Origin of the sequence: Shewanella sp. HL-SH4 (assembly GCF_051164845.1) — a bacterium.
GTDB classification, from domain to species: domain Bacteria; phylum Pseudomonadota; class Gammaproteobacteria; order Enterobacterales; family Shewanellaceae; genus Shewanella; species Shewanella glacialimarina.
The window spans coordinates 2,148,127-2,168,218 of sequence record NZ_CP195037.1 but is presented as its reverse complement, the minus strand read 5'-3'; the positions used below and the strand labels follow the sequence as shown (position 1 = coordinate 2,168,218).

General features: G+C 42.6%; 20 protein-coding genes. 9 read left to right on the top strand and 11 right to left on the bottom strand.

Going from position 1 to position 20,092, the window contains the following annotated elements; genetic code table 11:
- Positions 1 to 159: 159 nt before the first annotated feature.
- Entirely contained in the window at positions 160 to 594 is a 435-nt protein-coding gene (locus tag ACRWQL_RS10515) for a group II truncated hemoglobin (RefSeq protein WP_434949825.1), read from the top strand.
- 11 nt (positions 595 to 605) lie between these two features.
- Here ACRWQL_RS10515 and hemF read toward each other — a convergent pair whose 3' ends face one another.
- The 6 genes from hemF to ACRWQL_RS10485 form a co-directional block, all read right to left on the bottom strand.
- Entirely contained in the window at positions 606 to 1,547 is a 942-nt protein-coding gene (hemF, locus tag ACRWQL_RS10510) for an oxygen-dependent coproporphyrinogen oxidase (RefSeq protein ID WP_434949823.1), read from the bottom strand.
- 4 nt (positions 1,548 to 1,551) lie between these two features.
- On the bottom strand, positions 1,552 to 2,118 hold the full coding sequence (locus tag ACRWQL_RS10505) for an L-threonylcarbamoyladenylate synthase (RefSeq protein WP_434949821.1): 567 nt from the start codon (positions 2,116 to 2,118) through the stop codon (positions 1,552 to 1,554).
- 24 nt (positions 2,119 to 2,142) lie between these two features.
- On the bottom strand, positions 2,143 to 2,706 hold the full coding sequence (locus ACRWQL_RS10500) for a DNA topoisomerase family protein (protein WP_434949819.1): 564 nt from the start codon (positions 2,704 to 2,706) through the stop codon (positions 2,143 to 2,145).
- A gap of 116 nt (positions 2,707 to 2,822) precedes the next feature.
- A complete protein-coding gene (locus ACRWQL_RS10495; protein WP_226412314.1) occupies positions 2,823 to 3,296 on the bottom strand; it encodes a DUF494 family protein in 474 nt (157 codons plus the stop codon).
- Between the two features lie 2 nt (positions 3,297 to 3,298).
- Complete coding sequence (gene dprA, locus ACRWQL_RS10490) at positions 3,299 to 4,327, bottom strand: DNA-processing protein DprA (protein ID WP_434953362.1); 1,029 nt, start codon at positions 4,325 to 4,327, stop codon at positions 3,299 to 3,301.
- Between the two features lie 83 nt (positions 4,328 to 4,410).
- On the bottom strand, positions 4,411 to 5,517 hold the full coding sequence (locus tag ACRWQL_RS10485; RefSeq protein WP_434927648.1) for a LysM peptidoglycan-binding domain-containing protein: 1,107 nt from the start codon (positions 5,515 to 5,517) through the stop codon (positions 4,411 to 4,413).
- A 126-nt stretch (positions 5,518 to 5,643) separates the two neighbouring features.
- Between ACRWQL_RS10485 and def the strand changes: the two genes are divergently transcribed.
- The 5 genes from def to ACRWQL_RS10460 are packed head-to-tail and all read left to right on the top strand — an operon-like array spanning position 5,644 to position 11,281.
- Positions 5,644 to 6,156, top strand: coding sequence for a peptide deformylase (gene def, locus ACRWQL_RS10480; protein ID WP_434949817.1), 513 nt, complete (start codon positions 5,644 to 5,646; stop codon positions 6,154 to 6,156).
- An 8-nt stretch (positions 6,157 to 6,164) separates the two neighbouring features.
- Positions 6,165 to 7,121: a methionyl-tRNA formyltransferase gene (gene fmt, locus ACRWQL_RS10475; RefSeq protein WP_434930835.1), complete on the top strand. Its 957-nt coding sequence runs from the start codon at positions 6,165 to 6,167 to the stop codon at positions 7,119 to 7,121.
- A 1-nt stretch (position 7,122) separates the two neighbouring features.
- A complete protein-coding gene (rsmB, locus tag ACRWQL_RS10470; protein ID WP_434927651.1) occupies positions 7,123 to 8,406 on the top strand; it encodes a 16S rRNA (cytosine(967)-C(5))-methyltransferase RsmB in 1,284 nt (427 codons plus the stop codon).
- A gap of 16 nt (positions 8,407 to 8,422) precedes the next feature.
- Positions 8,423 to 9,832 carry a Trk system potassium transporter TrkA gene (gene trkA, locus ACRWQL_RS10465; protein WP_434927652.1) on the top strand — a complete coding sequence of 470 codons (1,410 nt, stop codon included), beginning with the start codon at positions 8,423 to 8,425 and terminating at the stop codon, positions 9,830 to 9,832.
- A gap of 6 nt (positions 9,833 to 9,838) precedes the next feature.
- Positions 9,839 to 11,281, top strand: a complete 1,443-nt coding sequence (locus ACRWQL_RS10460; protein WP_434949815.1) for a TrkH family potassium uptake protein — start codon at positions 9,839 to 9,841, stop codon at positions 11,279 to 11,281.
- Between the two features lie 99 nt (positions 11,282 to 11,380).
- Here the strand turns inward: ACRWQL_RS10460 and hemG (ACRWQL_RS10455) are convergent, their stop codons facing one another.
- A complete protein-coding gene (gene hemG, locus ACRWQL_RS10455) occupies positions 11,381 to 11,914 on the bottom strand; it encodes a menaquinone-dependent protoporphyrinogen IX dehydrogenase (RefSeq protein ID WP_434927654.1) in 534 nt (177 codons plus the stop codon).
- Between the two features lie 166 nt (positions 11,915 to 12,080).
- On the opposite strand from hemG (ACRWQL_RS10455), the gene ACRWQL_RS10450 reads away from it, so the two are divergent.
- Positions 12,081 to 12,386 carry an ArsR/SmtB family transcription factor gene (locus ACRWQL_RS10450; RefSeq protein ID WP_434927655.1) on the top strand — a complete coding sequence of 102 codons (306 nt, stop codon included), beginning with the start codon at positions 12,081 to 12,083 and terminating at the stop codon, positions 12,384 to 12,386.
- Between the two features lie 77 nt (positions 12,387 to 12,463).
- Here the strand turns inward: ACRWQL_RS10450 and hemG (ACRWQL_RS10445) are convergent, their stop codons facing one another.
- The 4 genes from hemG (ACRWQL_RS10445) to pepQ all read right to left on the bottom strand — a co-directional run bounded on the left by hemG (ACRWQL_RS10445) (position 12,464) and on the right by pepQ (position 16,452).
- Entirely contained in the window at positions 12,464 to 12,991 is a 528-nt protein-coding gene (hemG, locus tag ACRWQL_RS10445; RefSeq protein WP_434949813.1) for a menaquinone-dependent protoporphyrinogen IX dehydrogenase, read from the bottom strand.
- Entirely contained in the window at positions 12,991 to 14,448 is a 1,458-nt protein-coding gene (locus tag ACRWQL_RS10440; RefSeq protein WP_434927657.1) for a TrkH family potassium uptake protein, read from the bottom strand. Before ACRWQL_RS10440 ends, hemG (ACRWQL_RS10445) begins: the two co-directional genes overlap by 1 nt.
- Before the next feature lie 80 nt (positions 14,449 to 14,528).
- Entirely contained in the window at positions 14,529 to 15,143 is a 615-nt protein-coding gene (locus ACRWQL_RS10435; RefSeq protein ID WP_434949811.1) for a YigZ family protein, read from the bottom strand.
- On the bottom strand, positions 15,136 to 16,452 hold the full coding sequence (pepQ, locus tag ACRWQL_RS10430) for a Xaa-Pro dipeptidase (RefSeq protein ID WP_434949809.1): 1,317 nt from the start codon (positions 16,450 to 16,452) through the stop codon (positions 15,136 to 15,138). The genes ACRWQL_RS10435 and pepQ overlap by 8 nt, the downstream gene beginning before the upstream one ends.
- 235 nt (positions 16,453 to 16,687) lie before the next feature.
- Between pepQ and fadB the strand changes: the two genes are divergently transcribed.
- A complete protein-coding gene (gene fadB / locus ACRWQL_RS10425) occupies positions 16,688 to 18,838 on the top strand; it encodes a fatty acid oxidation complex subunit alpha FadB (RefSeq protein ID WP_434949807.1) in 2,151 nt (716 codons plus the stop codon).
- Positions 18,839 to 18,860: 22 nt separating this feature from the next.
- The gene (fadA, locus tag ACRWQL_RS10420) at positions 18,861 to 20,024 is read left to right on the top strand and encodes an acetyl-CoA C-acyltransferase FadA (protein ID WP_434927661.1); all 1,164 of its coding nucleotides are present in this window, start codon (positions 18,861 to 18,863) and stop codon (positions 20,022 to 20,024) included.
- The last annotated feature ends 68 nt before the right edge of the window (positions 20,025 to 20,092 follow it).

Here is a 20,092-nt window from a genome sequence, read left to right as displayed (position 1 = left end):
TGAAATTGAGGTCAATTTAGCAAGATAGTCGAACAAACAACATAAAAAGATTTAACTAAATCGTTTCAAAACATTAACCCAAAGTTGTCATTGGTTGTTACTGGTAAGAAAAAGATTAAATGATATATAATAATTAACAAACAAATAGACGGTATCACAATGAATTGGCTGAAGAAAATTTTCGAAAAACAGCAAGTAGATCATCACAGAGATGCTGAGCAATCTAATGCTTATGATTTAATTGGTGGTGATAAAGTGATAAGAGCGATTGCCCATGAATTTTATCAACAAATGCAACAACGACCAGAAACTCAAACACTACTGGCACTTCATCGCGCACCAATAGCAGAATCTGAAGCCAAGCTATATGAATTTTTAACTGGTTGGCTCGGCGGACCACCACTTTATCAACAAAAATATGGTCATCCGGCACTGCGGGCCAGACATATGCCATTTTCAATAGATGAGTCTATGCGTGACCAATGGCTAATTTGTATGCGGGCAGCTATTGATAAATGTATAAAAAAGCCTGAACATCGTCAGGCGATTATTCAGGCTATTTCAACTTTAGCTGATCACATGCGTAATCAGTAAATAGCTAACACTTACTTGTTCAGCCCTAGCCAGTCTTGCGGTTTAAGGTAGTACTCATATAATTCAGCCTCTGGAGTGTCCGCTTCTGGCGTAAAGCCATATTCCCAACGAACTAAAGGCGGCATAGACATTAAAATAGACTCTGTGCGCCCCCCCGTTTGTAAGCCAAACAAAGTGCCTCGGTCATAAACTAGATTGAACTCAACATAGCGTCCACGACGATAAAGCTGAAATTGTCTTTCTTCATCTTGGTATTCCAATGCCTTATTACGCTCAACAATAGGCTCATAGGCTTCAATAAAACCATTACCCACAGCTTGCATAAACGCAAAACTTTGTTCAAATCCTGGCTCATTCAGATCATCAAAAAACAATCCACCGACACCACGAGTTTCATTACGATGGGGTAAGAAGAAATACTCATCACAACATTTTTTATATTTAGGATAAACGTCTTCACCAAATGGCAGACATAAATCATGTGCAGTTTGATGCCAACTAACAACATCTTGCTCAAACGGGTAATAAGGCGTTAAATCAAATCCACCACCAAACCACCACACAGGATCTGCACCTTCTTTACTGGCAATAAAAAAGCGCACATTAGCATGGGTTGTTGGAATATAAGGATTATTTGGATGAATAACTAATGACACTCCCATAGCCTCAAAACTTCTACCTGCTAATTCAGGACGATGTGCAGTTGCCGACGCAGGCATTGCCGCGCCCATAACATGAGAAAAGTTCACCCCAGCTTGTTCGAATACGTTACCTTGAGTTAACACCATACTGGTGCCGCCACCACCCTCTTCACGCTTCCAAGACTCAGCATTGAAAGTTGACTTACCATCAAGCGCAGTTAAACGCTGACAAATTCGTTGCTGAAGTGACAATAAAAATGTTTTTACTTGTTCTACATTAGGTACAACTAAGGTATCTGAGCCTTTTTGCATAAAATTAGTTTCCATTTCTAATAACGTGTCCAGTGCGTGCATCAATAATAGTCGAAGGTTGGTGCTGTTCGCCTAATGCTCCCAGCACCAGCGCATCTATTTTGCCGTTAAAATCGGTTAAAATTTGCCTTGTTTGCATTACGGGCGCTTCTCCAGCTAGATTAGCACTGGTTGATACTAACGGTTTGTGCAGCGTGTCGCAAAGGGCTCGCACAGTAGGATGCGCTGATACCCTAACGGCAATAGAAGAGAATTCGCCACACAATAATGATGAAACATTCGACTTAATGGGCATTACAAACGTAAATGGACCAGGCCATTTAGACAGCACAAACTCAAGCTGAACTGAGGTTAACTGAGACTCATCGACATAGTTAGCTAATTGCTCATAATGACTGGCAATCAAGATTAGTCCTTTTTGCCATGGCCGTTGCTTTACATCGAGTAGTTTTTGTATAGCAATCTCGTTATCGGGATCACAGCCTAATCCAAATACAGCCTCGGTTGGGTAAGCAATTACGCCACCTTTAGAAATAACGTTAACTACAGCATCGGGTTGCAATTGCAACATGATTAATCCTTAACACAAGTTAAATTATAGTGACCGTTTGTATTTACAGGCTTTTTGAGGACATTCTAAACGATAGCCTGCAGCCCCTTTGCGTTCGACTAAAATGCCAAAACCACAATCAGGACACGGCTCATTAACAGGCGGGTAATTAACAATATATTTGCATTTTGGGTAAGCGTTACAGGCAAAAAACGTTTTCCCATAGCGGCTAGTACGCGACTCTAACTGTCCTTTTTGACAATGTGGACATGTTATCGCTTCCGCTTCATTACTGTGATCATGCTTTTCAATATGATGGCATTCCGGGTAGTGAGTACAACCAATAAAAATACCAAATCGCCCTGATTTAACCGCCAATTCATGCCCACATTCAGGGCAACTTGAACCAGCAATCACTTGGGTCTCTATCGACTCGTGTTGTACTAAAGGCCGGGTATAATCACATGTCGGATAATTATTACAACCAACAAAACTGCCATGTTTGCTATGCTTTAGCGATAACTCGCAGCCACACTTTGGGCAGAGTTCATACTCTTTTTCTAAAGCATGCTCATGGGCAGTAAATAATTGTTGATCAATTTTTGACATGACTCATCTAATTGTTATGTTTGATTTGAATAGGCTTTATCTAAATTAGAACAATTTTACCCTATCGGGATCGAAAAAGGAGGCATAGCCTCCTTTTTATTTAATGCTTAGCAACACTACGAATGCAAATGGCCATCTGGCTGCTCGAAGATTAAATCTTCCATTTGTTCATAAGCGGATTCATTTCCAGGGACATTGAATAACACCATCAATACCACCCATTTTAAATCTTCCAATACCAATATCGGCTCATCTAAGTCCATAACCCTGTCGATAACCATTTCTCGGGTTTCAACACTTAAGACTTGGATTTGCTCTAGAAACAATAAGAAGCCGCGACATTGCACATCTAACTTGGCTGCCTCTTGTTTAGTATAAATACGGAAAGAATGCTGTGCATGGTTACATAAATACGGTTTATCACTTTCTTGTAAGTCCGCTAAACGTTCAAGCCATGCCAAGGCTTTAATAATATCGACCTGATGAAAACCGGCACGTGTCAGTTCCTTGGTTAATTCATCTTCATCAACCAATAACTCTATTTCGCTATGGACATAGTTCTCAAATAAATACATGAGGATATCAAACATGGCTAACTCCTCTTTAGTCTGACGTAACCACCGGGCACTACTGCAACCCACCCTTGTAACTCAAGTTCAAGCAATTCTACTAACACCAGATCTATCGGTTTTCCACTGTGCTCGACTACTGCATCAACTGTTGTAGTCTCATACCCTACACTTGTTAACAGACTAGCTAACTGCGAAGGAAATGGCAAATTACTCATTTCGCTTGCTTGTATATGGTGACGATGATGCAATTGTACAAGGTGATACTCAGATAAACACCCTAATTCTTCTATTATATCGGCAGCATCCTCCACAAGTTTTGCCCCATTTTTAATTAAATCATGGCAACCTTGATGATATCCCGCCACCGTCGACCCTGGAACAGCAAAAACTTCGCGGTTTTGCTCCATTGCTAATCGAGCCGTAATCAGTGAGCCACTTTTACGCGCAGCCTCAACAACAACAGTCCCTAAACTCAACCCACTGACTATGCGGTTACGTTTAGGGAAATGCCCCGCTACCGGACTCACTTTAGGCCAAAACTCACTAATGATGCAGCCATCTTGCTGAATATTGTCGTATAACGATTTGTGCCTTTTAGGATAGACAACATCTACCCCACAACCCAATACTGCTAATGTCACGCCATTATTAGCCACCACAGCTTTATGCGCTGCACCATCGATACCCGCAGCCATCCCACTGGTAATACTAAACCCAGAACAAGAAAGGCCACGAGCGAGACTGGCGGCCGTATCTGCGCCATGTAATGACATATTACGACTACCCACTATAGCGATTGAAGGCGGTAATAATCCGTTTACTTGCCCTTTGACAAAAAGAATTGAGGGAGGGTCATATATTTGCTGTAACAGTGGAGGATATAAAGGGTCAGATAAACAGATAAGATGATGATTATCAGCTTGCTCAAGCCAGTCGAGGGCGCTATCGACTTTATCTAAATCGATTTTACACGCCCTCAAAGATTGAGAAGAAAGCGGTAAGGCATCAGGTTCAAATTGCAGCCTTTGCCTTAACTCTTCAACATCCATGTGCACTAATAATTGTTTAATCCGAGCGGGTCCTAGCCCGGATACTGCAGAAACAACTAACCAGTCGACCAGATTATCAGAAATTATTCACCTTTAAAGGTCAAATTGGCTGGCGTAACCAATTTATCTTTTACTCTAACAGGACGATCACTCATCATAATCAAACCTAAACTGGTTTTATCAAAGACTTTAAAAACCATTAGATTACCGTGATAAACGTCAGGTACCTTAAATACTTTATCATCTGAAAAATGAGCGACTACTTTGTCATACGATGTACGTTCAATTGCCCGTACAGGCTGACCATCACTGCCTATTACCACTTCCTCGCCATCACGATAAATAGCAAAAACATGCCCAGGCTTAACGCCCGCATCTAATCCTTTATCAAGATAAACCACTTCCAGCTTACCTGCTTCACGGTTAGTACTTACGGTAGCAATAACACTGGCTGGCACACCTAGCTCTGCAGCTGTAGGGGTGAAGTAGGCAGACATTAACGCGTCATCTTCAACAGGAATAACCGAATATCCCACTTCAGTTTCACGTAAATTACTCAGTATCTTCACCTTTGAAATATCGCCATCAGCCGTTACACGACCACTGGCACTCAGAATAATTTCTCGGCCAAGCAACTCACCGGTTTGGGTGTCTAAAAATTCACGTCCATGTTCATAAATAGCGACCTTTTGACCTACTGGCATATTCGCATTGACATAAATAACATCATTAAGAATATGATGCTTAGAAGGGCTTTCACCGCTTAATACCATTGGCTGAGAATCTAACCAGCTTTGTTCAACTACACGATTTTGCACTAAATAAGGTTCAATGAGCGCTAAGTCGATTGCCGGAATTGCGCCACCTTTGGGCAGAATATGCCCTTCCACGCCCTTTTTGATATGTTGTTTTTTAACTAAACGTGGCTGACCATCTATAAAAACCAGTGTAAGACGATCGCCAGGATAAATTAAATGAGGATTAGCAATTTGTGGATTAACCCCCCACAATGTAGGCCAGCGCCATGGATCTTGGAGAAAATACCCTGATATATCCCAAAGCGTGTCGCCTTTTTTAACGACATATGTGTCGGGATGTCCCGCTTTTAAAGTCAGTGTATCTGCATTTAATCCAAAGATATTCAATGTTATAAAAGCAAGTAGTAATATCCGTTTCATGGTGTTGTCCATGTTATTAAGCCCTTTAATTGAGCTTTTTACTGTTATTGAAGGTCGGTAAGGATTAAAATTATCCTATTTTCTACCGTCAGTATAGCTAACTAGCTAAAATTTGTCAGACTTGTTAAGAGTTTATATATGTCATTACTTAATGTTTTACGTTTTCCGGATGAGCGTTTACGCACTGTAGCCAAGCCTGTGAGCGACTTTGGCTCAGAATTGCAAACACAAATCGATAACATGCTTGAAACAATGTACCACGAAAAAGGTATTGGTTTAGCAGCGACTCAAGTTGATTTTCATCAGCAGTTAATTGTTATGGACCTGCAGGACGAAATTGAACGCCCAACAATCTTCATTAACCCACAAATAGTCGCCTCAAATGGCGACTTTGCTAACGAAGAGGGTTGCCTCTCTGTTCCGGGTGTTTACGCTAAAGTAGACCGTGCCGAGCATATCACCTTAAAGGCGCTTAATCGCCATGGTGAAGAGTTTACAGTGGAAGCAGACGAGCTATTTGCGATTTGTATCCAGCATGAAATGGATCACCTACAAGGTAAGCTATTTGTGGATTACTTATCGCCACTGAAGCGCCAACGCATCAAAACCAAGCTTGAAAAAGAAGCTCGTATCGCCGCTAAAGACGCATAGGACTGAATTTGAAACCGTTAAACATTATTTTTGCTGGTACGCCAGATTTTGCTGCGCGTCATTTACAAGCACTGATCTCATCAGAGCACAATGTTTGTGCCGTTTACACTCAACCAGATAGACCGGCTGGGCGTGGCAAAAAGCTGACCTCAAGTCCAGTGAAACAATTAGCGGTTGAAAATAACATTGCCGTTTTTCAGCCACCCTCATTGCGTACTGAAGACGCCCAAGCAGAACTTGCTACCCTAAACGCCGATATTATGGTGGTAGTAGCTTATGGTCTTATTTTACCTAAGGTGGTGTTAGACATGCCGCGCTTAGGTTGTATCAATGTTCACGGTTCTATTTTGCCACGCTGGCGAGGTGCTGCACCTATTCAACGCGCATTATGGGCTGGCGATACAGAAACCGGTGTGACTATTATGCAAATGGACATTGGCTTAGATACCGGTGACATGCTACTTAAAACATCACTGCCAATTGAAGATACTGATACCTCAGCAAGCCTATATGAAAAGCTGGCTCTCCAAGGACCGGATGCATTAATTGATGCCTTAGCAAAATTAAGCCAAGATATGCTGCCTGCTGAAAAACAAGATGAGTCTTTGGTCAATTACGCCGAGAAACTGTCAAAGGAAGAAGCTAAACTAGATTGGCATAAATCCGCTAAACAGTTATGGCAAGAAGTACGTGCATTTAATCCTTGGCCAGTGAGTTATTTCGAGCACCAACAAAGTAGCATTAAAGTGTGGCAAGTACGGTATGACACGACACCAAACAATGCCATGCCCGGCACTATTACTCAAGCAGATAAGCACGGCATTGTCATTGCAACAGCCGACGGCAGCTTAATTGTTGAAACAATGCAACTCCCCAATAAAAAGCCCTTGTCGGTCGCTGACATTCTTAATTCACGTGCCGATTGGTTTAGTGTTGGCACCCAATTAAATTCAGAGGCTAACTAGCATGAATGTGCGTGCATTAGCCGCCAAAGCCATTTTTGACGTACTCGAAAAGGGTATATCATTATCGGTAGCCTTACCCGATAAACAGCAATATTTAGACAGTGGTAAAGACAAAGCCTTGATGGCGGAAATTTGCTATGGGGTGATGCGCCAGTTACCTCAACTAGACAAATGCGTCAGCGACTGCCTAGAAAAACCGTTTAAAGGTAAACAGCGCATTGTTTATCAGCTGTTACTTGTTGGCTGTTATCAACTTTACTTTACCCGTATACCCGCCCACGCAGCTATTTCAGAAACAGCTGAAGCTTGCAGACAACTGAAGTTTGACGGTTTGGTTAAAGTGGTCAATGGCGTACTGCGTAATATTCAACGTAATGAAATGCCGCTCAATACAGATATCGAGACCTTGCGCTATAACACGCCAGCCTGGTTCATTAAGCGATTACAACAAGCTTACCCTGAACAATGGCAAGATATAATTGAACAAAGCCACCAGCGCCCGCCTATGTGGTTGCGCAACAATCAGCAATTACACAGTCGAGAGGCGTATATAGCCACGTTAGCACAGCATAATATTGATGCCAGCGAAGGTCCAAGCCCAAATGCTATTTTGCTCGACAGCCCAAAAGATGTAAACGCCTTGCCAGGCTTTATGGATGGCGCAGCTTCAGTACAAGATGGTGCGGCGCAATGGGCGGCAACCTTGCTAGCACCACAAAATGGCGAGCTCATATTAGATGCTTGTGCTGCCCCCGGCGGTAAAACCTGTCACATAATTGAGCAAGCTCCCCAAGCAAACGTCATAGCGGTCGATTTTGACGAAAAACGTTTGGTGAGAGTACAACAAAACCTCGACAGATTGAATTTAAAAGCGCAAGTTATTCATGGTGATGCAGCTAATATTGATCTATGGTGGCAAGGTGAAAAGTTTGACCGCATCTTACTCGATGCACCATGCTCAGCAACCGGAGTGATTCGCCGTCATCCTGATATTAAATGGTTACGTAAGAATAAAGATATTGAAGAATTAGCCATATTACAGCAGCAAATATTTGATCATTGCTGGCAGTGGTTAAAACCGGGTGGCACATTACTTTATGCAACATGTTCTATTTTGCCCGAAGAAAATAGCCAGCAGGTGACACAATTTTTAGCGCGCACACCCGATGCGCAATTAGTGCCAATTAGTCAGCAATCAAATGCACAGGATATTGGCTGGCAGATCCTTCCTGGCCAAGACAATATGGATGGTTTCTACTACGCTCGCTTAGTTAAAGCACAGTAAGGATATTTGCAAGGTTATGAAAATTATTATCTTGGGCGCAGGGCAAGTTGGCGGCACATTGGCAGAAAACTTAGTCGGTGAGAATAACGACATAACCCTCGTTGACAATGACCGAGCTAGACTAAGAATACTTCAGGACAAGTTTGATTTACGCGTAGTGGTAGGCCATGGGGCGCATCCTAGCGTATTAAAAGAAGCCGGTGCAGAAGATGCCGATATGTTAATTGCGGTCACCAACAGTGATGAATGTAATATGGCAGCCTGTCAAATTGCTTATTCACTGTTTGGTACTCCCACTAAAATTGCCCGCATCCGCTCAGAACCTTATTTAGATCTGCGCGATAAACTATTTATTAACTCTGAAGTAAAATCCGGTGATACCAAACCCCGTGGCGGTTTTATCATTGATGAACTCATCGCACCAGAACAGTTAGTCACTGCTTACATACATCGTTTAGTCCAATACCCAGGCGCACTGCAAGTACTTGAATTTGCAGAAGGTAAGCTGAGTCTGGTGGCGGTACGAGCCTACTATGGCGGCCCCTTAGTCGGTAACGCGCTTGCTACCCTGCGTGAACATATGCCCAATATTGATACCCGGGTTGCAGCTATTTTCCGTCAAGGTAAAGCTATCATGCCCCGTGGTACCACCATTATTGAAGCCGATGATGAAGTGTTTTTTGTTGCCGACAGCCGCCATATTCGTGCGGTAATGAGTGAAATGCAAAAGCTGGATAACTCATATCGCAACATTATGATTGCTGGCGGTGGTAATATTGGTTTTGGTTTAGCTAAGCGGTTACAAAAAAATCATTCTGTTAAGTTGATTGAGCATCGCCAAGAGCGTGCTGAAATGTTGTCAGAAAAGCTTGAAAACACCACGGTTTTCTGTGGTGACGCATCGGATCAAGAGCTGCTAACTGAAGAACATATCGACCAAACAGATGTATTTATTGCGGTCACCAATGATGATGAAGCCAATATTATGTCAGCCCTGCTTGCTAAGCGATTAGGTGCGAAGAAAGTCATGGTGTTAATTCAGCGCGAAGCCTATGTCGATATAGTCCAAGAAGCTAATATCGACATTGCTATTTCTCCACAACAAGCGACTATTTCAGCATTACTGACACATATTCGCCAGGGCGATATTTGTAACGTTTATTCATTACGCCGTGGTGCAGCTGAAGCGATTGAAGCGATTGCTCACGGAGACTCCAGCACATCTAAAGTCGTGGGCAAAAAAATTAGTGATATCAAACTGCCACCAGGCACGACCATTGGCGCAATTGTGCGTAATGATGAAGTGCTGATGGGCCACGACAAAACCGTTATTGAACAAGGGGATCATGTGATTCTTTTCTTAGTAAATAAGAAATTTATTGGCGATGTTGAAAAACTGTTCCAACCGAGCGCGTTTTTCTTTTAATCCAACATGATAAATATCAAGCAATTGGTGTTTGTGATTGGCATATTTTTGTCAATCTTAACCGGATTCATGCTAATCCCTATGAGCTTTGCACTCATCTATGGTGAAGAAACCATAGGTGACTTCATGCTATCGGCTATATTTACCGGCAGTGTAGCTATTTTTTGTATTCAATCTGGTCGTCTACATGATATTCGGTTAAACATTCGCGATATGTTCGTCCTGACTTGCGCCACCTGGCTAGCGGTGAGCCTTTGTGCAGCATTACCTTTTGCGCTATATCACGGTATCACTTATACCGACGCCTTCTTTGAAACTATGTCAGGGATCACCACCACTGGGTCAACCGTATTGTCTGGCTTAGATAATATGGATCACAGCATTCTAATATGGCGCTCTTTATTACAATGGCTGGGCGGCATTGGCTTTATTGTCATGGCCGTCGCGGTATTACCTTTTTTAAACGTCGGTGGCATGCGTTTATTTAGAACTGAATCATCCGACTGGAGCGACAAAGCTACTCCCAGAACACAATATATGGCTAAAAATCTTTTCTGGGTTTATGGCTGTTTAACCTTATTGTGTTCATTTTGCTATCACCAGGCAGGTATGAACTGGTTTGAAGCGATTAATCATGCCATGACCACCCTCTCTACCGGTGGTTATTCCACATCAGATAACTCAATGGCTCACTTCTCTAATGCGGCACATTGGGTGGGTATTGTCTTTATGTTGGCAGGAGGTCTGCCCCTATTGATGTTTGTCCAGTCAATACAGCAACGCAATATTTCAATATGGAATGATCAGCAAGTAAAGGGCTTCTTATTGTTTGTGGCTACAGTATCTTTCAGTATTGCGTTGTGGCTGTCATTGCACAAAAACTTAAGCTTTATCGATGCACTGCGTTTATCCAGTTTTAATGTTATTTCAGTGGTAACCACTACAGGTTATGGCTTAACCGACTATCAAGCATGGGGTGCGTTTGCCAGTACCGCATTTTTGTTTTTGATGTTGATCGGCAGCTGTTCGGGATCAACCTCAGGTGGCATTAAAATATTTCGTTTTCAAATTTCAATGGTCATTATGCGCCAGCAAATTAAACAGCAATTCCACCCTAAAGGCTTGTTTAAAGATACCTTCAATGGCCATAAAGTCAGTGAAGATATTGTTCGCTCATTAGTCACCTTCATTATGCTTTTTTTCATCGTTATTTTGGGATTATCAATGATTTTAGTGCTAACAGGCTTAGATATTATAACCAGCTTTACCGGTGCTATTACTGCGGTTGCCAATGTAGGTCCTGGTTTGGGGCCAATTATCGGTCCTGCTGGTAACTTCTCAAGCTTATCTGATGTGGCTAAGTGGGCGTTAGCTTTTGGTATGTTATTGGGACGCCTTGAAATCTTAACCGTCGCGGTGCTTTGTCATCCACAATTTTGGCGTTATTAATATAATTGCAGCGTAAATCGCTAAGTAAATTGGTAGTAAGGGTCTAGCGCCCACAATAGCCGCCGGTTAATGCCCAATTTAGTTAATTTTTCAACGCTATTAAGTCATAGCTAACACATGCTCAGCGTAACGCTTAACATCCTCCCAATCGGTATAATCTATAATCGCTTTAGGATCCGTTGGGCCGTCAGTCATTTTCATAATAAGACGGATCATTAAACTGTCGTACCAGGGCCAAGAAGGATAATCGACCTTACCTGCGATAATCTTGACATCCTGTGGCTGCCAAGGTGAAAGCTGTAAAAATTTTTGTAGGTACTTATTGTTTTCAGGTACACGTTTTTCTGGGTTTCGGGCAACAACGTTAACGCAAAAGAAACTGTTGGGCACTTTTGCCAATTCAGCCTGATAACGTTCGACAAACTCAAATACCGATTTATGGTATGAACCATAAAGTACACAGGCGCCTAATGCGATGGCATGGTATTGGGTCCAATCAATATTATGCTTAACCTCATTAATATTGAGCACATCACACTCTCCTCCTTTGGCCAATATTTGTTGCGCGATAGCACGGCTAATTTGTGCAGTATGGCCACCTCGAGAATAATACAACACCAAAACTTTGGACATAGTGAACCTCTATTGATAAAGAAAGAATGAGTGTGGCAAAAAAAGACTTAAGATACCGATGAAGTGATCACAAATTAGAATTAGCTCATATTATTAGCACCGATAATTGAGATCTACACACAGCACGAGTATGATTCGGATATCACTCGTATCCAAGGATCCTCCCATGCAGCAAAATATCGATATTTCATCGATGCTAGAAAACGCAGAAACAGCTGCAAAATGGCTGAAAGCGATAGCAAACCCTTATCGTTTAATGATTCTGTGCTTGTTGTTGGATAAAGAGCTCAGCGTAACTGAGTTGAATGAGACCGTGCCACTCAGTCAGTCTGCTTTATCACAGCACTTAGCCGTATTACGCGCAGAAGACTTAGTTAACACTCGTAAGAGTTCGCAAGTGGTGTTTTATACGTTAAAAAACGAGCAAGTGACTGAGGTGATTTCTATTTTACATCGCCGTTATTGCGCCTAAATATTTACTTCTGTTATCGACACTTCCACTTTATTATCGATATTGTACATATAGCTTAATGCAGCAAGCTTGTTGGATTAAGCTTGTTGCACCAACTGAGCCGCAAAATCATCTACTTTATTCCAATCAGTAAACTCAAACGTGGCAGATGTGTCCGTAGGGCCCTTGGTCATCCACATAATAAAGCGGATCATAAACTTATCGACAAAACCATACTTAGGGTAGTCGATCTTACCTGCGAACACAGAAGACAACTGTGGTTGCCATTGTGATAACAGTAAAAACTTTTGCATGTAAGGATTAGTTGCAGGGGTGTTTTTTTCAGGTTTTCTTGCGACTACGTTGACCGTAAAAAAGCTATTAGCTTTGCTTTCAATTGCGGCCTTATTTCTGGCAATAAAATCATATAATGCGGGTCGATGTTTACCATAACGAATACTCGCACCAATAATAATTTGCGTGGCACTTTCGATATCTTTCTGAGAGACCTGAGCGACATCCTTTAATGTAACAACATGTCCAGATTGCTCAAGTTGTTGCTTAATACGCTGGCAAATGGCAAGCGTTTGACCATCCACAGTTGAGTAAACCATTAAACTTTGCATTAGTTTTTCCAAAATGTCGGCGTAAATAACACCAAAAGAGTAAACACTTCTAAACGACCAAATAGCATGGCAATAACCAACACCCACTTAGCGCCATCGGTAATACTAGCGTAGTTATTGGCAACATCGCCTAGCCCTGGACCAAGGTTATTCAAACTCGCAGCAGTCGCACTGAATGCGGTAATAGCATCCATATCCATCGCCATTAAGATCACCATACAAATAACAAACACTAACGCATAAGCCGAGAAGAAGCCCCATACCGCATCAATGATACGGTCTGGCAATGCTGCACCGCCAATACGGATAGAATACATAGCTTTAGGATGAACCAAACGCTTAAGCTCACGCGAGCCCTGCAATACCAACAGGATAAGTCGAATAACCTTCATCCCCCCGCCAGTTGAACCAGCACAACCGCCAATAAAGCTTGAAAATATCAGTAATACGGGTAAAAACAGCGGCCAGGAGTGAAAGCTTTCGGTGCCAAAGCCAGCGGTAGTTGATATCGAAACCACCTGGAAAAAAGCATAATCTAATGTCTGCTCAGCGGTGTCGTAAACCCCCGAGTAATATAAAGTGGTAAAACAAATGGCAGTTAGCACCACTTGAACGCCGATTAATACCTTAAACTCAGCATCCTTAAAGTAAATTTTAAAGTTAATTCCACGACGGGTGAAAGCGGCAAAATGCACGCTAAAGTTAACCGCGGCAATGAGTAAGAATACCGCACAGATAATATTAATCGCCGAACTATCGTAATAGCCAATACTGGCATCTTTAGTGGAAAAACCACCAATGGCGATAGTGGAAAACGCATGACAAATAGCATCAAAAGCATTCATACCGGCAAAATAAAATGCTGTGGCGCAGGCGATAGTTAACATCAAATAAATGTACCATAACGCTTTGGCGGTTTCGGCAATTCTTGGGGTCATTTTACTGTCTTTAACTGGCCCAGGGATCTCGGCTTTAAATAGCTGCATGCCCCCAATACCCAGTAACGGCAAAATAGCCACGGCGAGCACGATGATACCCATGCCGCCCATCCACTGTAATAAATGGCGATAGAACAATACCGCCTTAGGTAAGTCATCTAGGCCGACAATAACAGTCGCCCCAGTGGTTGTCAGCGCAGAAAAGGATTCAAAAAAGCTGTCGGTCCAACTTAAATCAGGCACTTTGGAGAAAATAAACGGCAGTGCCCCAATGGATCCCAATACCGTCCAAAACAACACCACAATAAGAAAGCCTTCACGAGTACGTAAATCACTTTTATGCTTACGGTTGGGATACCAAAGTAAAAAACCTAAAAATAAACTGACAAAAAACGCCTGAACAAACGCAGTACCGCCACCATCTTTATAAAACACCGCCACCAAAGCAGGCGGAAGCATAGTGATAGAGAACAAGGCCATCAGCAAACCTGTGATTCTTATAATTGTTTTATATTGCATTAAAGGCTTCTGTTAGTTCGATGTTATAAAAATATGAAAAATTAACTTTGTAAGGCATTTTGGCATAAGTTCAGCCCAGCTCATACAGTAAACTTCACTTGAAGCGTTCCTTGCGTCATTGTGGCTAAGTGAGTATTAAAATCAGCTAAGGCATCTTTTGCTAACTCGAATGTCATATCGACTTTGTCACTGAACGCTTTCGCTAAAATAACCCCGTCATATTGAGCCACTAAATATTCAACATCCGCTAACTGTGCATAGTTGCAGTTTAGGGTGATCGGGTAACGAATATTCTTAGTCCGTAGACTTAACTGACTAATGCCCAGCTTTATGCCTGAACTATAAGCACGCATTAAGCCGCCAACGCCAAGCTTTGTGCCACCAAAGTAACGTACAACTATTGCACCAACCTCACCCACATTGGCGCCTTGTAAGCTTGCTAACATAGGGCGTCCAGCGCTACCACCAGGTTCGCCATCGTCACTGGAACCAATATTAACCATCTCATTGGGCTCTCCGGCTATAAAGGCATAACAATAGTGACTCGCCCCTGGGTAATCGCGCTTCATGTTAGTAAGTGTTAACTTCATAACATCTTGGTCTGGGCAATGAAATAGAAAAGAGATAAAGCGACTATGCTTTATCTCCTCTTCAATCAACAAGTTGGAATCAGGTATTGAGTAACTCTCAGTCAAGACCTAACTCTCTTGTCATGTTTTCATTTCGATCACTGTGCACAATCACATTATCTTCAATGCGAATACCGCCAAAAGGTCGCATTACATCAACTGCTTGCCAGTTAACTAACTGCTTAGCATGGTCACTTAAATCATTGAGCAAGGTGTCAATAATATAAATACCAGGTTCAATCGTCAGCACTTGGTTGGCCGCTAAAGTTCGAGTACAGCGTAAAAAAGGATGATTCTCGGGGGCTGGTATATGAGTGCCGCGCTCATCATGGGAGTATCCGCCCATATCATGTACCTGCAAACCAAGCATATGACCTAATCCGTGGGGGAAAAATGCCCGCGTGACACCAGAATCAACCAACGCAGCCACATCAGAATGAGCCAATTCAAAGTCTATCAATAACTGCGCAATTCGCTCATGGGTCATAATATGCAAATCTGTATATTTCACCCCGGGTTTCATTGCATCGACAATGGCCAGTTGCTGCTGATTTAACGCCGTAATAAGTTCAGAAAAACGATTTTTCTCGAACGCATAAGTACGGGTAATATCAGCGGCATACCCATGGTAACTTGCACCTGCATCAATAAGAAACGATAAACGCTGCTTTGGCTTTACGTGGGCTAATGTCATGTAATGCAAAATAGCCGCATTTTGATTCAAGGCGATGATATTGCCGTATGGCATTTCGTTTTCGCCTTGGCTGATTTCAGCTAAATACTGTTGCTGGATCTCGAACTCACTGCCACCATTAAAAAATGCACTTTTGGCCGCTTTATGACCTTTAACTGCAATTTTGTTTGCTCGACGTAAGCACTCAAGCTCATATTGCGTTTTATCAGCTCGGTGGTAATGCAAGTAATTCATTACCGCATCAGGGTTACGGGACTTAAACTCTAATACGTCAGCAACATCTAAATGCTCACCAATGTAAGCCCAATTACTCAAATCTTTCGGTAAAAACTCAGCAATTTTATCTGCTTTGGTTAGTAGCTTAATGTCAAAATGTTCAGTCCAAAATGCCTCTGGCACATCGCTAACCTTATGCCAGAAATCCACTGGACGATAAAAGACCAATACAGGCTTATCAATCCCGTTGGCAATAACCCAACAGTTTGGATTATCAAGAATAGGCAGCCATGCTTTGAAATGAGGATTCACCTTGAATGGATAATTCATATCATCTAAAAACTGACGATGGGGTTGTCCTGAATGAATAACGACGCCAGCAAAATTCTCACGACGGGTGATCTCAGCAACCCGACGATTTAACTCGGCAATATGTGCATGATATAAGCTATCCAGCTGATCCATTTTTTGATTCCTATTCAGTAGTTGGCAAACACTCACAGTTTACCACAAAGGATAAAAATCACCTTAGTAGACAAAAATTAAACGGTCGTTTAAATTGGGTGTTGTAATTTCTGTCATTTAGTCGCACACTGTTGTGTAACTGGTCAAATGATGGCCTATACTGCTGTGAAACAAGCTTGATAACTACACGATTATAAAGATGTTGAAATCGCTTTAAGCAATAAGGAAGCAAGCAATGATCTACCAAAGCCCTACCATCCAGGTTGAGTTACTTGAAGACAATATTGCCAAGCTGTGCTTTAACGCACCGGGCTCGGTAAACAAATTTGACAGAGAGACTCTAGCCTCTTTAGATGCTGCACTAGATAGCATCAAACAAAAGACTGATATCAAAGCATTAATACTTACCTCAGCTAAAAGCACATTTATTGTGGGCGCTGATATCACTGAATTTTTAGAATTATTTAAGCAAGACGATGCCACACTGCTCGCTTGGGTTGAACAAGCTAATGCAGTATTCAATAAGCTTGAAGATTTACCTTTCCCTACCGTATCAGCGATTAACGGTTTTGCTTTAGGCGGTGGATGTGAAACGATTCTAGCAACCGACTTACGTGTTGCTGATACCAATGCACTTATCGGTTTACCTGAAACCAAATTAGGCTTAATTCCTGGCTTTGGTGGTACGGTTCGTCTACCTCGCGTAATCGGTGCTGACAATGCATTAGAATGGATCACATCAGGTAAAGAACAACGTCCTGACGATGCACTTAAAGTGGGTGCTATTGATGCGGTAGTCGCTCCAGAAAACCTACACACAGCAGCTATTCAGATGTTACATGACGCATTAGCGGGTAACTTAGATTGGCAAGCTCGTCGTAAGCAAAAGCAATCACCGCTGCTACTAGGTAAGCTTGAGGCTATGATGTCGTTCACCACAGCCAAAGGCATGGTGTTCTCTATTGCCGGTAAACATTATCCAGCGCCAATGGCAGCTGTGAATGTTATCGAAAAAGCGGCGACTTTAGATCGCGCTGGTGCATTACAAGTTGAAGCACAGGCCTTTATTAAGCTGGCTAAAACTGACGTTGCGACGGCATTAATTGGTATTTTCTTAAATGACCAATTAGTTAAAGGCAAAGCGAAAAAAGCAGGTAAATTAGCGAAAGATGTTAACCAAGCTGCGGTATTAGGTGCAGGCATTATGGGCGGTGGTATTGCTTACCAAAGCGCCAGTAAAGGCACGCCAATTGTCATGAAAGACATCGCTCAGCCAGCATTAGAGTTAGGCTTGAACGAAGCGGCTAAAATTCTAACAACACAAGTTGCACGCGGTCGCTCTACGCCAGAGAAAATGGCTAAAGTATTAAACAACATCACGCCGTCACTAGATTATGCCTCTATCAAAAATAGCGACATCGTTGTAGAAGCGGTTGTTGAACATCCAAAAGTGAAGGCCACTGTACTGGCTGAAGTTGAAGGCTATGTATCTGAAGATGCGATTATTGCTTCAAACACCTCAACTATCTCTATCAACTTGCTAGCTAAAAGCCTGAAGAAACCTGAACGTTTCTGCGGTATGCACTTCTTTAACCCTGTGCACAAAATGCCACTTGTTGAAATTATTCGTGGTGAGCACAGCTCAGAAGAAACCATTGCAACAGTGGTTGCTTACGCCAGCAAAATGGGTAAAACCCCGATTGTTGTAAATGATTGCCCAGGCTTCTTCGTTAACCGCGTATTGTTCCCATACTTTGCAGGTTTCAGCGGTCTACTTGCTGATGGTGCTGACTTTGCCGCTGTCGATAAAGTCATGGAAAAACAGTTCGGTTGGCCAATGGGCCCAGCTTACTTACTTGACGTAGTCGGTTTAGATACCGGTCATCACGCACAAGCAGTAATGGCTGAAGGTTTCCCAGACCGCATGGGTAAAAACGGCAAAGATGCTATCGACATTATGTTCGAAAACAAACGTCTAGGTCAGAAAAACACTAAAGGCTTCTATGCTTATTCTGTAGACCGTCGTGGTAAGCCGAAAAAAGACGTTGACCAAACTAGCTATGAATTATTAAGCGCTGAGTTCGGTGAATTAAAGGCATTCGAGTCAGATGACATCATCGCTCGCTGTATGATCCCGATGATCATCGAAACGGTTCGCTGTTTAGAAGAAGGCATTATTGCATCACCTGCTGAAGGCGATATGGGTCTAGTATACGGTATTGGTTTCCCACCATTCCGTGGCGGTGTATTCCGTTACTTAGACACCATGGGCGTAGCAAACTTTGTTGCCCTAGCAGACAAATACGCACATCTTGGTGGCTTATATCAAGTTACCGATGCAATGCGCGCACTTGCAGCCAACAACGGTAGTTACTACCAAGCCTAATTAGTGGGAAAGGAATTAAATCATGAAACAAGCTGTTATCGTAGACTGCATTCGTACCCCTATGGGCCGTTCTAAGGCTGGGGTATTTAGAAATGTACGTGCAGAAACTCTTTCTGCAGAACTAATGAAAGCATTAATGTTGCGTAACCCGCAACTGGATCCAAATACTATTGAAGATGTTATTTGGGGTTGTGTGCAACAAACATTAGAGCAAGGTTTTAACATTGCGCGTAACGCATCATTATTAGCTGGTATTCCTAAAACGGCTGGTGCAGTAACCGTAAACCGTTTATGTGGTTCATCAATGGATGCACTTCATCAAGCGGCTCGTGCCATTATGACTGGCCAAGGTGATACCTTCATTATTGGTGGTGTTGAGCACATGGGTCATGTACCAATGAACCACGGTGTTGATTTTCACCCAGGCCTGGCTAACCGCGTAGCTAAAGCCTCTGGCATGATGGGCTTAACTGCTGAAATGCTAGGTAAGTTACATGGCATTACCCGTGAACAACAGGATGCTTTTGCTGTACGCTCTCACCAGCGTGCACATGCTGCAACGATTGAAGGTCGCTTTGCCAAAGAAATTTGGGGCATTGAAGGCCACGATGTAAACGGCGCATTAATCAAGGTTATGACCGACGAAGTTATCCGTCCTGAAACTACCCTTGAGTCACTTGCTGGTTTACGTCCAGCGTTTGACCCAGCTAACGGCACTGTAACAGCGGGCACATCATCTGCACTATCAGATGGTGCATCTGCGATGTTAGTGATGGAAGAATCTAAGGCTCGCGCATTAGGTTTACCAATTAGAGCGCGCATTCGCTCTATGGCTGTTGCGGGTTGTGATGCAGCTATTATGGGTTACGGTCCAGTTCCTGCTACTCAAAAAGCATTAGCCCGTGCTGGTCTTTCAGTTGCTGATTTAGATGTGATTGAACTTAACGAAGCGTTTGCAGCCCAGTCTTTACCTTGTGTTAAAGATCTTGGTTTACAAGATGTAGTTGATGACAAGATTAACCTTAACGGCGGCGCTATCGCCCTCGGTCATCCACTAGGTTGTTCAGGTGCACGTATTTCTACCACCCTGATTAACTTGATGGAAGATAAAGATGCAACATTAGGTTTAGCCACTATGTGTATCGGATTAGGTCAAGGTATCGCGACTGTTTTCGAACGCGTTTAAGCTATCTTTAAAGTTAATCTGAGTTTATCAATCTAACGGGTTCACCCTATCGGTTGTAAATTAACTCA

What these genes read in the sequence shown, in the direction of transcription:
- ACRWQL_RS10515 (WP_434949825.1), top strand. Translation starts at nt 160, where the DNA reads ATGAATTGGCTGAAGAAAATTTTCGAAAAACAGCAAGTAGATCATCAC.
- hemF (WP_434949823.1), bottom strand. Translation starts at nt 1,547, where the DNA reads ATGCAAAAAGGCTCAGATACCTTAGTTGTACCTAATGTAGAACAAGTA.
- ACRWQL_RS10505 (WP_434949821.1), bottom strand. Translation starts at nt 2,118, where the DNA reads ATGTTGCAATTGCAACCCGATGCTGTAGTTAACGTTATTTCTAAAGGT.
- ACRWQL_RS10500 (WP_434949819.1), bottom strand. Translation starts at nt 2,706, where the DNA reads ATGTCAAAAATTGATCAACAATTATTTACTGCCCATGAGCATGCTTTA.
- ACRWQL_RS10495 (WP_226412314.1), bottom strand. Translation starts at nt 3,296, where the DNA reads ATGTTTGATATCCTCATGTATTTATTTGAGAACTATGTCCATAGCGAA.
- dprA (WP_434953362.1), bottom strand. Translation starts at nt 4,327, where the DNA reads ATGGATGTTGAAGAGTTAAGGCAAAGGCTGCAATTTGAACCTGATGCC.
- ACRWQL_RS10485 (WP_434927648.1), bottom strand. Translation starts at nt 5,517, where the DNA reads ATGGACAACACCATGAAACGGATATTACTACTTGCTTTTATAACATTG.
- def (WP_434949817.1), top strand. Translation starts at nt 5,644, where the DNA reads ATGTCATTACTTAATGTTTTACGTTTTCCGGATGAGCGTTTACGCACT.
- rsmB (WP_434927651.1), top strand. Translation starts at nt 7,123, where the DNA reads ATGAATGTGCGTGCATTAGCCGCCAAAGCCATTTTTGACGTACTCGAA.
- trkA (WP_434927652.1), top strand. Translation starts at nt 8,423, where the DNA reads ATGAAAATTATTATCTTGGGCGCAGGGCAAGTTGGCGGCACATTGGCA.
- ACRWQL_RS10460 (WP_434949815.1), top strand. Translation starts at nt 9,839, where the DNA reads ATGATAAATATCAAGCAATTGGTGTTTGTGATTGGCATATTTTTGTCA.
- hemG (WP_434927654.1), bottom strand. Translation starts at nt 11,914, where the DNA reads ATGTCCAAAGTTTTGGTGTTGTATTATTCTCGAGGTGGCCATACTGCA.
- ACRWQL_RS10450 (WP_434927655.1), top strand. Translation starts at nt 12,081, where the DNA reads ATGCAGCAAAATATCGATATTTCATCGATGCTAGAAAACGCAGAAACA.
- hemG (WP_434949813.1), bottom strand. Translation starts at nt 12,991, where the DNA reads ATGCAAAGTTTAATGGTTTACTCAACTGTGGATGGTCAAACGCTTGCC.
- ACRWQL_RS10440 (WP_434927657.1), bottom strand. Translation starts at nt 14,448, where the DNA reads ATGCAATATAAAACAATTATAAGAATCACAGGTTTGCTGATGGCCTTG.
- pepQ (WP_434949809.1), bottom strand. Translation starts at nt 16,452, where the DNA reads ATGGATCAGCTGGATAGCTTATATCATGCACATATTGCCGAGTTAAAT.
- fadB (WP_434949807.1), top strand. Translation starts at nt 16,688, where the DNA reads ATGATCTACCAAAGCCCTACCATCCAGGTTGAGTTACTTGAAGACAAT.
- fadA (WP_434927661.1), top strand. Translation starts at nt 18,861, where the DNA reads ATGAAACAAGCTGTTATCGTAGACTGCATTCGTACCCCTATGGGCCGT.